This window comes from Promicromonospora sukumoe, from assembly GCF_014137995.1.
GTDB lineage: Bacteria > Actinomycetota > Actinomycetes > Actinomycetales > Cellulomonadaceae > Promicromonospora > Promicromonospora sukumoe.
Genome location: NZ_JACGWV010000003.1, coordinates 555,612 through 568,420 on the forward strand (window position 1 = coordinate 555,612; position 12,809 = coordinate 568,420).

Genomic DNA, 12,809 nt, shown 5'->3' on the forward strand with positions numbered 1-12,809 from the left:
CGTAAGCGCGCCCGGGGGGGCCGGGCCTCCGGCGGATCTGTAAGGTGTGCGCCACACGGACCCCTTGGGGCTCGGCACCGAACGCTCGCGGAGGAGTACCGATGACCACGCGTTGGACGACGGCGGTTCGTGCCACAGGTACGGCCCTGGTGACAGCACTCGCGCTGACCGGCTGCAGCGCCGGCAGCCCCGCGGAAGCCCTCGTGACGCCCACCGCGACGGTCGCGGCGCAGGTCGAGGGCGACCGGACCGGGCCCCCGGACCCCGACGTGCCCCTGGTGTGGCCGCTGACCGGCGTGCCGGCCAAGGTGGTCAAGGCGCGTCCCGCGGTGTCGGTGAAGATCGAGAACGCGACGGCGGCCCGGCCGCAGCGCGGGCTGAACCAGGCGGACATCGTGTGGGAGGAGGTCGTCGAGGGCGGGATCACCCGGTTCGTCGCGACGTACCACTCGAACATCCCGGACGTCGTCGAGCCGGTGCGCTCCGTGCGGCCGATGGACGCCGCGATCGTCGCCCCGCTCGACGGCATCCTGGTGTTCTCCGGAGGGCAGGGGCCGTTCATCTCGGCGGTCCAGCGGCTGGGCACCCAGACGATCATCATGGACGACGGCGACCCCGGCTTCCGGCGTGATCCCGGCCGGACCGCGCCGCACAACGTGATCGGCACCATGTCGACGTTCGTCAAGCAGGCCGACGCGGAGCGGACGAGCCCGCCGCCCGCCCAGTTCGACTACGCGAGCAAGCTCGGCCAGGGCACGGCGCGGCAGTCCGGCAAGCCCGCGCGCTCGGCCGACGTGAAGCTGTCGGCGGTGCAGCGCACCGGCTGGACGTGGGACCGGGACAGCAAGCGGTACCTGCGGAGCGAGGGCGCGTCGCCGTCGATGGCCGCCAACGGCATGCGGCACGCCGCGCGGAACGTCCTCGTGCTGTCCACCGAGGTGTTCAACACCAAGTGGGTGGACCCGACGGGTGCCCCCGTGCCGGAGCACCGGCTCGCCCGCAGCGGCGGCAAGGGCACCCTGCTCTCGATGGGGCACAGCGTGTCGGTGCGCTGGTCGAAGAAGAGCCTCAAGGCGCCGATCGTGCTCACGACCCCCGGCGGCAAGAGCGTGGAGCTCGAGCCCGGCAACACCTGGATCGAGCTCGTGCCGAGGGGCAAGGGGAGCTGGCAGGTGGGCTGATCCGGAGCCGTCCCCGGCCCGGGTATTCTTCCCGCACGGCGACGGCGTACGGCCGTCGTGGCTGATGAGAAAGCCTTCATCCGGGTCTCATCACGAGTTCATGGCGGGCTTGTCGAATAACGACGTCGCACCATCGCGTCCCTCGACAAGAAAGCGTGGCCGCCATGAGCATCCTTGACACGTCCCCGGAGCTGCACGGGCTCGACGCGCGTCCCGTCGCGCGTCCCGTCGCGACCCCGCTGCGGCTCGACGCCGGGCCCGCGACGGTGCGGCTGCCGGACGCGGCGGCCCGTCGCGTGCTGCGCGCCAAGAAGGCCTACTCCACCCGGTTCGTCGCCGCGGCGATCGAGCGGGACCCCGCCGCCTTCGGCCTGGTCACCGACCTGGCCGGGGCGCCGCGCCCCGGTGACGTCGTGCTGGCGCGGGTCGTCACGATCGGCCAGCACCGCCGGCTCGAGTCGCCGGCCTCCCGCCGGCAGACCCTGTTCGAGGGCGACGAGATCGTCGTCGCCTACGGGTCGCGGTACGCCGCCGACCAGTTCCTCGCCCTGCTCCCCGAGGACCTCGGCCCGTGCCACCTCGCCGCCGCCGGCGGGCTCGCGTCGCGGGTCGTCGATCAGCACGCCGCGATCAAGGACGCCACGGTCATCGAGCCGCTCGGGCTGCTCTCGTCGGGCGGCTCGGTCGTGAACCTCGCCGACCACGCGCCCTACCCGCTGCGCGCGGCGGAGAACCTGGCCGGGAACGCCACGCGCGTCCCGGTGGTCGCGGTGATCGGCACCTCGATGAACTCCGGCAAGTCGACCACCCTCGCGTGCCTCGCCCACGGCCTCACCGCCGCGGGGCTCACGGTCCACGCGGGCAAGGCGACCGGCACGGGCGCGGGCAACGACGCGCTCCACTTCGTCGACGCGGGCGCCGAGCACGTCGTCGACTTCACCGACTTCGGCCTGCCGAGCACCTTCGGCCTGCCGTTCGAGGACGTCCGCGACGTGTTCGCCACGATGGCCGACGTGCTCGCCTCCCCGGCCCGGCCGGGCGGCCCGGTGCCCGACGTCGTGCTGATCGAGATCGCCGACGGCGTCTACCAGGGCGAGACCGGCCGCCTCCTGGTCGACGACGCGTTCCGTTCCGTGGTCGACCGCGTCGTGTTCGCCGCCGGCGACGCCCTCGGGGCGAGCGGCGGCGTCGCGGCCCTGCGCGCCCTCGGCTGCGACCCATCGCTCGTGTCGGGCGTGCTCACGGCCTCGCCGCTCGCGACGGCCGAGGCCCGCCGGGCGCTCGACGTCGACGTCGTGCCCACCTACGACCTGTGCCAGCCGGACGTCGCGTGGGCCGCCGCGGGACTCCAGGCCACGGGCCATGCGGTTGCCTGAGTCGGGCGGGGCCTCGGCCGGGCTGGTCGGGCCCGCTGAGCCGGGCGGGCCGGCCGTTGCTCCCGAGCCGGCCGAGGCGTCGTCCGAGGCGTCGTCCGAACCGGACGCAGCGGGCGGGCTGCCGCGGATCGTCGTCGGCACGCGGCGTCGCTGGGTCGTCGGGCTCGCCGCGCTCGGCCTCGGCCAGGGTGCGCTCGGCGCGGTGGGCGCCTGGGCACTGACGCAGCTCCGTCCGGAGCTGTGGCCGCTCGTCGTAGCGGTGCTGAGCATCGTGGCGACGGCGGTGGCCGTCGGCGGGCTGCGCGTCGAGGAGCGGATCGTCGCGGAGCGGCTCGGCCAGGACTACGTGCGCGACCTGCGCCGGGAGCTGGTCGAGTCCGAGCTGACGCCGGGCGGCAGCACCCATCTCGGCATCACGGTGGCCCGGACCACCAACGACCTCGCGAGCGTCCGCAACTGGGTGTCGCAGGGGATCGGCCCGCTGGCGGCGGGCATCCCGCTGATCGCCGGGTCCGCCGTCGGGCTCACGGTGCTCGACCCGTTCCTCGGCATCGGGTTCCTGCTGCCGCTCGCCGTGCTCGCCGCCGTCATGGTGCCGTGGGCGCGCACCGCGTACCTGAAGTCGCGGCGGCTGCGCCGCGCCCGCGGGCGCATGGCCACGCGGATCGCTGACACCGTCGGGGCCTCGGAGGGGATCATCGCGGCGCGCGGCGCCGGCCGCGAGCTCGACCACATCGACTCCGCGTCCGCCGACGTCGTGGACCGTGCCGTCGACCGCTCGGTGACGGTCGGCGCGCTGCGCGCCGGAGGCACGGTCGCGGCGCTGCTGGCGACGCTCGCCGTCGCCGCCGTCGGCGTGGTGCGGGGCCTCGACCCGACCGTCACCGTGGCCGCGATGGCCATGGCCGGGCTGGCCTCGACGCCCATCGTCGACCTGGGGCGCATCGTCGATTACCGGCAGACCTTCCTGGCGGCCCGCGCGGTGCTCGTCCCCGCGCTCGCCGACGCCGCCCGGCGGCGGGCCGAGCACGACCGCGCGAGCAGCGCGGCGGCGTCGGCCGACCTGCCCGACGGCGCCGACGTTCCCGGCCGCGTGCACCTCGTGCTTCCCGGGCTGGTCCCGGACGGCGCGCCGCTGAGCGCGGGCCCTGGCGCGCGCATCCGCCTCGTCGGCGACGACACCGGCGACGGCGCGGGGGCGCCGCTGCGCCTGATGCGCCGCGTCGTGGGCCTCGACCTCGCGCCGGCCGGCACGACCGACGAGATCTGGGTGGCCGGGCAGAACCTGCGCGCGGTCGCGCCGTCGGACGGCCGTGCCCTCGTGGGGCTCGCGACCCGGGGCACCGTGTTCGAGCGCGGGACCCTGCGGCGCGCGCTCCGGTACCGCCGCCCCGACCTGGACGACGCCACGGCCGACGCGGTGTTCGAGGCCGTGGGTCTCGACGTCGGCCGGTTCCCGGACGGGCCCCGCACCGTGCTGCGCGCCGGCGGGGAGCCCCTGACCGTCGACGAGCGGGCCCGGCTCGCGCTCGCCCGCGCGGTCTACGGGGAGCCGCCGCTGCTGCTGGTCGCCGACCTGGACCGCGACCTGGACGAGGAGGGGCGCGACCGGCTCGCGGCCCTGCTGGCGGCGTACCCGGGGGCGGTCGCGTTCACCGGGTCCGACGAGCTGGCACGGGTGCTGGACGCGGAGGAGCTCCGCCTGGCGTCCGCCCCGGTCCCGGTCACCCCAGACGGCCGCACCCCGGACGCCGACGATTGACTTCCGCTGGCTGACCGACTCCCGCTGGTCGTGCCCTCGCCGGTCGACCCACCCCCGCCGGTCGAGCTTGTCGAGACCTGGTGAGGTCTCGACAAGCTCGACCGGCGGAGGCTGGCTCGACCGGCGGAAGGCGGCACGACCGGCGTCAGTAGTAGTAGGGGTACGACGACCAGTCCGGGTCGCGGCGCTCCAGGAACGCCTCCTTGCCCTCGACCGCCTCGTCCGTCATGTACGCCAGCCGCGTGGCCTCGCCGGCGAACACCTGCTGGCCGGCGATGCCGTCGTCGGCGGCGTTGAACGCGAACTTCAGCATCCGGATGGCCTGCGGCGACTTGCCCGCGATGATCCGCGCGTACTCCAGCGCCAACCCCTCCAGGTCCTCGTGGGCGGCGACCTCGTTGACGGAGCCCCAGCGCTCGGCGTCGTCGGCGGAGTACTCGCGGGCGAGGAAAAAGACCTCCCGCGCCCGCTTCTGCCCGAGCTGGCGGGCGAAGTAGGCGGAGCCGTAGCCGGCGTCGAACGAGCCGACGTCGGCGTCGGTCTGCTTGAACTTGCCGTGCTCGCGGCAGGCGACCGTGAGGTCGGCGACGACGTGCAGCGAGTGCCCGCCGCCCGCGGCCCAGCCGTCCACGACCGCGACCACTACCTTGGGCATGGTCCGCATGAGGCGCTGCACCTCCAGGATGTGCAGGCGGCCGGCCTTCGCCGGGTCGATCGAGTCGGCGTGCTCGCCCTCGGCGTAGCGGTAGCCGTCGCGCCCGCGGATGCGCTGGTCGCCGCCGCTGCAGAACGCCCAGCCGCCGTCCTTGGGGGAGGGGCCGTTGCCGGTCAGCAGCACGGTGCCGACGTCGGACGTCATGCGGGCGTGGTCCATCACCCGGTACAGCTCGTCCACGGTGTGCGGGCGGAACGCGTTGCGCACCTCGGGCCGGTCGAAGGCGATGCGCACCACCGGCAGGTCGCGCGGCGCCGTGCCATCGGGGCCGGTGCCGCTGCGGTCGACGCCGCGGTGGTAGGTGAGGTCGGTCAGGTCCTCGAAACCGGCGACCGTGCGCCAGCGCCGCGGGTCGAACGTCTCGGAGACCTGCTTGGGCAGTTCGGTGCTCGTGCTCACACGGACCAGCCTAGTTCGGCCGAACGGCGGCCGATGCTCAGTGCCAGGGCCCTACGTTCGGGACGAACTTCTTCATGGCGGAGACGATCTCGTGTGAGTCGGCCAGCGCGAGAGTCACTTCTTCCGTGGTGATCGTCGGCGTCTCCACACCGGGATATTCGGAGTCGTGGCGGCGAAGGCGGAGAGAGCGAAAAGTCCTCACGACCTTGCGGGCATTGGGGCCGAGCTGGGCTTCGACACCCTCCTGGACCGCCCGATGGCCGTTCTTGTTGGTCGGTCGCAGACCTTGTCTGGCAAGGGGCGCCGTCATGGCCTTCCGGGCGGCGTCGTAGAGCATCGCCAGAGCACCCGATGGATCGTCGTCGATCACCTTTGCCGCCGAGGCGAGGTGTACGTCCGCCTGGCCCAGCAGGAACTCCGCGTGTTCTTCGGAGGGCGCGACCTGCTGCAGCTCGCCCTCGTCGATGAGGTTCTGGACCTCGGGCTCACCGACCGGCCAGCGTCCCTTCTCCGGTGTCGTTCCCGCCACCCGCGTCTCCTTCGTTCGTGACGAGCTCGACGACCGGCGAGCTCATGATGGTTCGTTTGAACGGGCCGTCGTCGCTCTCCCAGGACGAGGCCGGGACGCGACGGATATTGACCTCCCTGCGCAGCCCTTTCTCGGCCTCGTCGATGACGTCGTCGAGCCGATCACGGTCGGGATCGCCGATCACGAGTACGTCGATATCACCGGGGACGGAACCTGGCTGCTCGTGGTAGCGCGCCGCCCAGGATCCATAGATGAAGGCACGCGTGATGCCGTCGACATCAGCGAGGAGGTCGCGAAGCACCGCGAGGGGACCAAGGGTCACCGCCAGAAGTTCTGCTAGAGGAGCGTAGACCGGGTTGTCCGTCCGCGCGCGGGCAAGCCGGGTGTTGCCGAGGCGGCGGGTGCTGACGAGACCGGCCTCCTCGAGCCGGTCGACCTCACGCAGGACGGTCGCGGGGGATACGCCCACGAGCCTGCCGAGGTCGGAGAGGCTCTGTTCCTCTTGGGGGTTCAGGAGTACCGCGGCCAGGATGTCGCCCTGCGCGCGCGTGCGCAGCAGCGGCAGGAGCAGCGGTGCGGCTCTTTTCATAAAACAGAGCATACCGTTCGTTTTATGAAAAGAGCTTCGTGGGCCCGCCCTCTATCGGCTTCCTACGCCACCCACCGCGACGACAGCCCTATGGAGGCGTCGGACTGACTCTCGTTCAGCAGGCCAGATCCGACCATCGGGACTGCCTTGACGGCACTCCGCAGCCTGCTGACGCCAGCTCAGCAACCTGGGGCACCCCTACGGGCAGGCCGGGTCGATAGCCTGGGGGCGTGCTGCTGATCGGTGAACCTCTTGTCTGGTCCACGCCCCTGCGAACCCGCTTCCGTGGGATCGACGTGCGCGACGGCGTGCTCCTGCGCGGGGAGGCCGGCTGGGGCGAGCTGTCCCCGTTCTGGGACTATGACGACGCCGAGTCCGCCACCTGGCTGCGCGCCGCGCACGAGGCCGCGACCACCGGCTGGCCCGAACCCGTGCGGCAGAGCGTGCCGGTCAACGTGACCGTCCCCGCCGTCGGGCCGGAGCGCGCCCGCGCGATCGTGCTGGCGTCCGGCGGGTGCCGCACCGCCAAGGTCAAGGTCGCCCAGCGCGGCCCCGACGGGACGCTCGAACCCGTGTCCGCCGAGGTCGAGCGGGTCGCCGCCGTCCGCGAGGCCCTCGGGCCCGACGGCGCCATCCGGGTCGACGCCAACGCCGCCTGGACCCCCGACGAGGCCCTCGCCCACCTCGCCGAGATCGACCGCGCCGCCGGCGGGCTGGAGTACGTCGAGCAGCCCTGCGCCGACGTCGACGAGCTCGCCCTGGTGCGCCGCAAGCAGGACGTGCCCGTCGCCGCCGACGAGTCGATCCGCCGCGCCTCCGACCCCATGCGGGTCGTGCGCCAGGAGGCCGCCGACATCGTGGTCCTCAAGGTCCAGCCGCTGGGCGGCGTCCGCGCCTGCCTCGACCTCGCCGAGCAGGTCGGCCTGCCCGTCGTCGTCTCCTCCGCGCTGGAGAGCTCCGTGGGGCTCGCCGCCGGCGTCGCGCTCGCCGCCGCCCTTCCCGAGCTGCCCTATGCGTGCGGCCTCGCGACGTCCCAGCTCCTGACGCACGACGTCGTCGCGCAGCCCCTGCTGCCCGTCGACGGCGCGCTCCCCGTCCGCCGCCCGGAACCGTCGCCCGAGGCGCTCGCGGCAGCGCGGGCCGACGACGCGACGACGGAGCGCTGGCTCGCCCGGTACCACCGCCTGACCCGGATCCTGGAGGACGCATGACCATCCCGCCCGCCGTGGCCGCCGCCCGTGCCCTGATCGCCGACCTGATCACGCGGGGCGTGCGCGACGTCGTGCTCGCGCCCGGCTCGCGCAGCGCCCCCCTCGCGTACGCGCTCGCCGAGTCCGCCGACGCCGGCCGCCTCACGCTGCACGTCCGGGTCGACGAGCGGGACGCGGGATTTCTCGCCCTGGGCCTGGCCAAGGGCGGCGACGGGGCGCCGGTCGCCGTCGTCACGACGTCGGGCACCGCCGTCGCGAACCTGCACCCCGCCGTGCTGGAGGCGAGCCACACGGGCCTGCCGCTGATCCTGCTCACCGCCGACCGGCCGCACGAGCTGCGCGGCACGGGCGCGTCGCAGACCACCGACCAGGTTGGCATCTTCGGCTCGGCGGTGCGGTTCGCGGTGGACGTCCCCGCGCCGTCCGCCGCCGCCGACTACGACGAGGGCGCGCAGGGCCTCCGCGACCTGCGGAGCGTCACCGCCCGCGCGGCCGACGCCGCCCTCGGGTTCCGCTCGGGGCACCCGGGCCCGGTGCACCTCAACCTCGCGTTCCGCGACCCGCTGACGCCGTCGGCCCCGCTGCCCGGGCCCGCGGCGCCCGCCCAGGAGGGGTACCCGAAGCCCGACCCGCCGCTCGTCGTGCCGGTCGTGCCGCAGCACCTCACCTCCCCGGCGCTGCCCGGCGACTCGGCGCGTACCGTCGTCGTCGCGGGCGACGGCGCCGGGCCCGACGCGCGTCGCCTCGCCGAGGCGCAGGGCTGGCCGCTGTTCGCGGAGCCGTCGTCGGGCTCGACGGGCGGGCCCAACGCGGTGGCGGGGTACCGCCTGCTGCTCGGCTCCGAGGAGCTCGCCGACGGCATCGAGCAGGTCGTCGTGCTCGGCCGGCCCACCCTGTCGCGGCCCGTGCAGCGGCTGCTGGGCCGCCCCGCCGTGACGGTCACCGTCGTCGCGCCCGGCGCCGCTCCCTGGCCCGACGCCGCGCGCAACGCCGCCGTCGTCCTGCCCGGCCTGGCTGCCCCGTGGTTCGAGCCGAGCGGGGAGCCGCCGACGTCGTTCCTGGAGCGCTGGCGGGCCGCCGGCGCCGCGGCCGCAGGCGTGCTGGACCAGGCGACCTGCGACGACGCCGTGCTGGGCGGCCCGACGGCGCTCTCCGTGGCGCGTGCCGTGGCCCGCGTGCTCGGCCCCGCCGACCTGCTCGTCGTCGGCTCGTCCAACCCGGTGCGCGACCTCGAGCTGGTGCTCGGCCTCGATGGGTCCGGCCCGGAGGTCCTCGCGAACCGGGGCCTCGCCGGCATCGACGGCACCGTCTCGACGTCGGTCGGGGTGGCGCTGGCCGCCGCCCGCCGCGGCCTGCGCACGCGTGCCCTCCTGGGCGACCTCACCTTCCTGCACGACATCGGCGGCCTGCTCCGGGGCCCCGACGAGCCCCCGGTCGACCTGGAGATCGTCGTGGTCAACGACGACGGCGGGTCGATCTTCGCGACGCTGGAGCACGGCGCGCTCGCCGCGACCGGGGACGGCGCGAGCGCGACCTTCGAGCGGGTGTTCGGCACGCCGCACGGGGCGAACCTGGCGCAGCTGTGCGCGGGCTACGGCGTCGACCACCAGCTCGTCAAGGACGTGCCGACCCTGCGGCACGCGCTGCAGGCGCCGAGCCACGGCGTCCAGGTGATCGAGGTGCGCGTGCCGCGCGCCGACCGCCTGACGGAGAGCCGCGCGCTGGCGGCCGACGTGGTGGCCGCCGCGACCCCTGCCCCCTGACCCCACGTGTCAGACGTACAGGTCCCCCGGGGGACCTGTACGTCTGACACGTGCGATCGGGTTCGCAGGGAACTCACAGACTCGTTTAAGGGTGGGACAAGGAACGGGGTGTCAACTGGTTCTGACTTCAAGGAGGGTCACGATGACCGACCAGAACAGCAACACTCCGCAGCCGGAAGAGCAGCCGTCCGGAGCGCAGCCGACCCAGCAGCTTCCGGTCGCCGGCCCGGCACCCGTCCCGAGCACGGGCGCCGAGCAGTCCCCGACCCCTGCGCAGTCCCCGGCGCCGGTCCCCGCGCCGCCCACGGGCGCGACGCCTCAGGCCCCGGCGCCCCAGGTCCCGACGCCGCACGGCGCGGCACCCCAGGGCGCGACGCCGGAAGGCATGACGCCCGCCCAGCACGAGCGCGCCCAGCACCAGGCGGTGCCCGCCCCGCAGCAGGCCGCCGCCGAGCACCAGGGCCCGGCCCAGCACCAGCCCCCGGCCCACCAGCCCCCGGCTCACCAGCCGACGCCCGCCCAGCAGCACACCATGCCCGTGCAGACCGTGGCCCCCGCCGCGGGCGCGGCCCACGGCACCGGCCCGGCGGCCCACGGCACCGGCCCGTCGCCGACCTACGTCAACCCGTACGCGGTCCCGGCGACGGCTACCGCCGAGCCGAAGGCGCGCAACCGCACCTGGGTCCCCGTGGTCGCCGCCGCCGCGGCCGCCGCGGTGCTGGCCAGCGCGGGCACGGCCGGCCTCCTCACGCTCACCGGCGGACCGGGCACCGCCACGTCCCTGGCCGACGTCGGCCAGTCCAACAGCCAGACCGTCCCCGTGAAGAGCTCCACCGTGGAGAACCCGGACTGGACGGCGGTCACCTCTGCCGTCGAGCAGTCCGTGGTGTCCATCCAGGTGCAGACCCAGGCGGGCGGCGCGGAGGGTTCCGGCGTCGTGCTGGACACCCAGGGCCGCGTGCTGACCAACAACCACGTGGTCGCCGGCGCGCAGACCGTCCAGGTGACGCTGAGCGACGGCAGCGTGTACGAGGCCAAGATCGTCGGCACCGACCCGACCACCGACCTCGCCGTCGTGCAGCTGAACGACCCGCCGTCGGACCTGAAGCCGGCCACGTTCGCCGACTCGGACAACGTGGTGGTGGGCGAGCCCGTGATGGCGCTCGGCAACCCGCTGGGCCTGGCGAACACCGCCACGACCGGCATCGTGTCCGCCCTGAACCGCCCCGTCGTGGCCAGCGCCGAGAACGGGTCGGACCAGGTGGTCACCAACGCCATCCAGATCGACGCCGCCGTGAACCCGGGCAACTCGGGTGGACCGCTGTTCAACGCGTCGGGCGAGGTCATCGGCATCACGTCCTCGATCGCCACGCTGTCGAGCGGTGGGGGCGGCACGTCCAGCAGCTCCGGCTCGATCGGCCTGGGCTTCGCCATCCCGGGCAACCTGGCGTCGCAGATCGGTGACCAGCTCAAGGAGACCGGCACCGCCAAGCACGCCTTCCTGGGTGTCTCGATGTCGGACGCCACCGCCACGGCGGACGGCGTCACCCGCCGCGGCGCAGGCGTCGAGGACGTCGTCGCCGACTCCCCGGCCGGCAAGGCCGGGATCCAGAAGGGAGACGTGATCGTGGCCTTCGACGGGTCGGCGGTCAACAGCCCGGAGTCCCTCACCGCGTTCGTGCGGGAGAAGGAGGCCGGCGACAAGGCGGTGCTCACCGTGGTCCGTGACGGCAGCACGCAGGAGATCACCGTGACGCTCGCGGCCAAGGCCGAGACCGCCACCCAGGACTCCGGTTCCCAGAACCAGCAGGACCAGCAGCCGGGCCAGAGCCAGCAGGACGGCTCGGGCTCGGACCAGACCAACCCGAACAACCTGCCGGGCTGGCTGCAGGACCTGCTCAACCAGGGCTGACCCGCAACCGGGGCTGACCCTCCGACAGGGCCGACTCGTCCCCTCGGCCCTACCCGAAAGATCCCCAGGTCACATCGCTGACCTGGGGATCTTTCGCATATTCACCTTCAGCGGGTGAACTTGGCCCGGCCGGTCTAGGTTAAGCCGCGTGTCTGGGACGTACACCGTGGTCAGGACCTTGGGGCGGGCGGATGCCGCGCACGAGATCCTGGAGGAGCTGCCGGAATGGTTCGGCATCGACAGGTTCACGCACGAGTACGTCGAGGCGGCGGCGAAGTTCCCCAACTACGTCGCGCTCGCGGACGACGCCGGGCCTGACGGCAGCACCATCCCGGCCGACGACGTGCTCGGGGTGCTGCTCCTGGACCAGCGCTACCCGACGTCGGCCGAGGTGCACCTGCTCGCGGTGCGGCGCAAGCACCACCGTGCCGGCGTGGGGCGCACCCTGATGGCACGCGTCGAGGACGACCTGCGGGCCCAGGGCGTGCGGCTGCTGAGCGTCAAGACGTTCGGCTCGTCGGTGTCCGAACCGGGGTACGACCAGACCCGTGCCTTCTACAGCGCCTGCGGCTTCCACCCCGTGGAGGAGTTCCCCGACCTCTGGGCCGACGACCCGTGCCTGCTGATGGTCAAGGCGATCTGAGGTCCGCTCAGGCCTTGGCCGAGTGGGCCGAGGCCCCGAGCAGCGCCTCGGCGGCTCCCGGCACGACCGCGGCGACGACGCCGCCCAGGCTGCGCTCGAGGTAGCCGACCAGCTCGTCGGCGGCGAGGTCGGAGTTGATGCCGCCGTCGACCAGGGCCTGCTCGGCGAGCGCCACCCACGAGCGCACCGCGATGCGCAGCAGCTCGGTGTCGGGCACGCCCAGCTCCAGGAGCACGGCGAGGGCGCGCTCGGTCTGCTGGCGCCGCGCGTCCTCGATGACGGCGCGCACCTCCTCGTCGCCGCTGGCCGCGCCGCGTACGAGCGAGTAGAAGGTGGGCCCGTGCTCGCGCACGTACGTGACGAGCTGCGACAGCGTGTTGGACAGTCGCTCGGCGGGCGGCAGCTCGGGTTGCGGTTCCGAGGCGTGCAGCATGGAGTCGCGCGCACGCCGCACGATCTCGTGGTGCAGGCCGTTCTTCGAGCCGAAGTAGTAGTAGACGAGACCCGTCGAGACACCGGCTTCGGCGGCGATCTCCTCGACGGTCACCTCGGCCAGCGGGCGGTCCGCGAGGGTCGCGACTCCGAGGGCCACGAGCTGGTTGCGGCGTTCCTCCGGGCGGAGCCGTGTGCGTCGGGCTGTTGCCATGTGTCGAGCATATCCGGCATGCTTTGCGCCGCCGTCAGGGGGTCAATTGACGGTGAGTCAGTAATAGCGCTAACGTCGCGGCG

11 protein-coding genes are annotated in these 12,809 nt (G+C 73.8%); 7 read left to right on the top strand and 4 right to left on the bottom strand.

Annotated elements, in window-relative coordinates; translation table 11 throughout:
• Positions 1-101 precede the first annotated feature (101 nt).
• The 3 genes from FHX71_RS26540 (at position 102) to FHX71_RS26550 (ending at position 4,319) form a co-directional block, all read left to right on the top strand.
• Positions 102-1,181: a DUF3048 domain-containing protein gene (locus FHX71_RS26540; RefSeq protein ID WP_246403562.1), complete on the top strand. Its 1,080-nt coding sequence runs from the start codon at positions 102-104 to the stop codon at positions 1,179-1,181.
• A gap of 164 nt (positions 1,182-1,345) precedes the next feature.
• The gene (locus FHX71_RS26545) at positions 1,346-2,557 is read left to right on the top strand and encodes a DUF1611 domain-containing protein (RefSeq protein WP_220490490.1); all 1,212 of its coding nucleotides are present in this window, start codon (positions 1,346-1,348) and stop codon (positions 2,555-2,557) included.
• Entirely contained in the window at positions 2,544-4,319 is a 1,776-nt protein-coding gene (locus FHX71_RS26550; RefSeq protein ID WP_182620483.1) for an ABC transporter ATP-binding protein, read from the top strand. The genes FHX71_RS26545 and FHX71_RS26550 overlap by 14 nt, the downstream gene beginning before the upstream one ends.
• A 145-nt stretch (positions 4,320-4,464) precedes the next feature.
• On the opposite strand, the gene FHX71_RS26555 is transcribed toward FHX71_RS26550, so the two are convergent.
• The 3 genes from FHX71_RS26555 to FHX71_RS26565 are packed head-to-tail and all read right to left on the bottom strand — an operon-like array spanning position 4,465 to position 6,551.
• Positions 4,465-5,433, bottom strand: a complete 969-nt coding sequence (locus tag FHX71_RS26555; protein WP_182620484.1) for a 1,4-dihydroxy-2-naphthoyl-CoA synthase — start codon at positions 5,431-5,433, stop codon at positions 4,465-4,467.
• A 37-nt stretch (positions 5,434-5,470) separates the two neighbouring features.
• Positions 5,471-5,962 (bottom strand): HEPN domain-containing protein, encoded by a 492-nt coding sequence (locus FHX71_RS26560; protein ID WP_182620485.1) that lies wholly within the window; start codon positions 5,960-5,962, stop codon positions 5,471-5,473.
• The gene (locus FHX71_RS26565; protein WP_182620486.1) at positions 5,919-6,551 is read right to left on the bottom strand and encodes a MarR family transcriptional regulator; all 633 of its coding nucleotides are present in this window, start codon (positions 6,549-6,551) and stop codon (positions 5,919-5,921) included. Before FHX71_RS26565 ends, FHX71_RS26560 begins: the two co-directional genes overlap by 44 nt.
• Positions 6,552-6,781: 230 nt before the next feature.
• Between FHX71_RS26565 and FHX71_RS26570 the strand changes: the two genes are divergently transcribed.
• The 4 genes from FHX71_RS26570 (at position 6,782) to FHX71_RS26585 (ending at position 12,080) form a co-directional block, all read left to right on the top strand.
• Positions 6,782-7,762 carry an o-succinylbenzoate synthase gene (locus FHX71_RS26570; protein ID WP_182620487.1) on the top strand — a complete coding sequence of 327 codons (981 nt, stop codon included), beginning with the start codon at positions 6,782-6,784 and terminating at the stop codon, positions 7,760-7,762.
• On the top strand, positions 7,759-9,525 hold the full coding sequence (menD, locus tag FHX71_RS26575) for a 2-succinyl-5-enolpyruvyl-6-hydroxy-3-cyclohexene-1-carboxylic-acid synthase (protein WP_182620488.1): 1,767 nt from the start codon (positions 7,759-7,761) through the stop codon (positions 9,523-9,525). Before FHX71_RS26570 ends, menD begins: the two co-directional genes overlap by 4 nt.
• A 142-nt stretch (positions 9,526-9,667) precedes the next feature.
• A complete protein-coding gene (locus FHX71_RS26580; RefSeq protein WP_182620489.1) occupies positions 9,668-11,437 on the top strand; it encodes a S1C family serine protease in 1,770 nt (589 codons plus the stop codon).
• Positions 11,438-11,585: 148 nt separating this feature from the next.
• On the top strand, positions 11,586-12,080 hold the full coding sequence (locus FHX71_RS26585; RefSeq protein ID WP_182620490.1) for a GNAT family N-acetyltransferase: 495 nt from the start codon (positions 11,586-11,588) through the stop codon (positions 12,078-12,080).
• A gap of 7 nt (positions 12,081-12,087) precedes the next feature.
• On the opposite strand, the gene FHX71_RS26590 is transcribed toward FHX71_RS26585, so the two are convergent.
• Entirely contained in the window at positions 12,088-12,726 is a 639-nt protein-coding gene (locus FHX71_RS26590; RefSeq protein WP_182620491.1) for a TetR/AcrR family transcriptional regulator, read from the bottom strand.
• Between the last annotated feature and the right edge of the window lie 83 nt (positions 12,727-12,809).

Excerpts from the sequence above, each read along its gene's own strand:
- FHX71_RS26540 (WP_246403562.1), top strand. The coding sequence starts at position 102 with ATGACCACGCGTTGGACGACGGCGGTTCGTGCCACAGGTACGGCCCTG.
- FHX71_RS26545 (WP_220490490.1), top strand. The coding sequence starts at position 1,346 with ATGAGCATCCTTGACACGTCCCCGGAGCTGCACGGGCTCGACGCGCGT.
- FHX71_RS26550 (WP_182620483.1), top strand. The coding sequence starts at position 2,544 with ATGCGGTTGCCTGAGTCGGGCGGGGCCTCGGCCGGGCTGGTCGGGCCC.
- FHX71_RS26565 (WP_182620486.1), bottom strand. The coding sequence starts at position 6,551 with ATGAAAAGAGCCGCACCGCTGCTCCTGCCGCTGCTGCGCACGCGCGCG.
- menD (WP_182620488.1), top strand. The coding sequence starts at position 7,759 with ATGACCATCCCGCCCGCCGTGGCCGCCGCCCGTGCCCTGATCGCCGAC.
- FHX71_RS26580 (WP_182620489.1), top strand. The coding sequence starts at position 9,668 with ATGACCGACCAGAACAGCAACACTCCGCAGCCGGAAGAGCAGCCGTCC.
- FHX71_RS26590 (WP_182620491.1), bottom strand. The coding sequence starts at position 12,726 with ATGGCAACAGCCCGACGCACACGGCTCCGCCCGGAGGAACGCCGCAAC.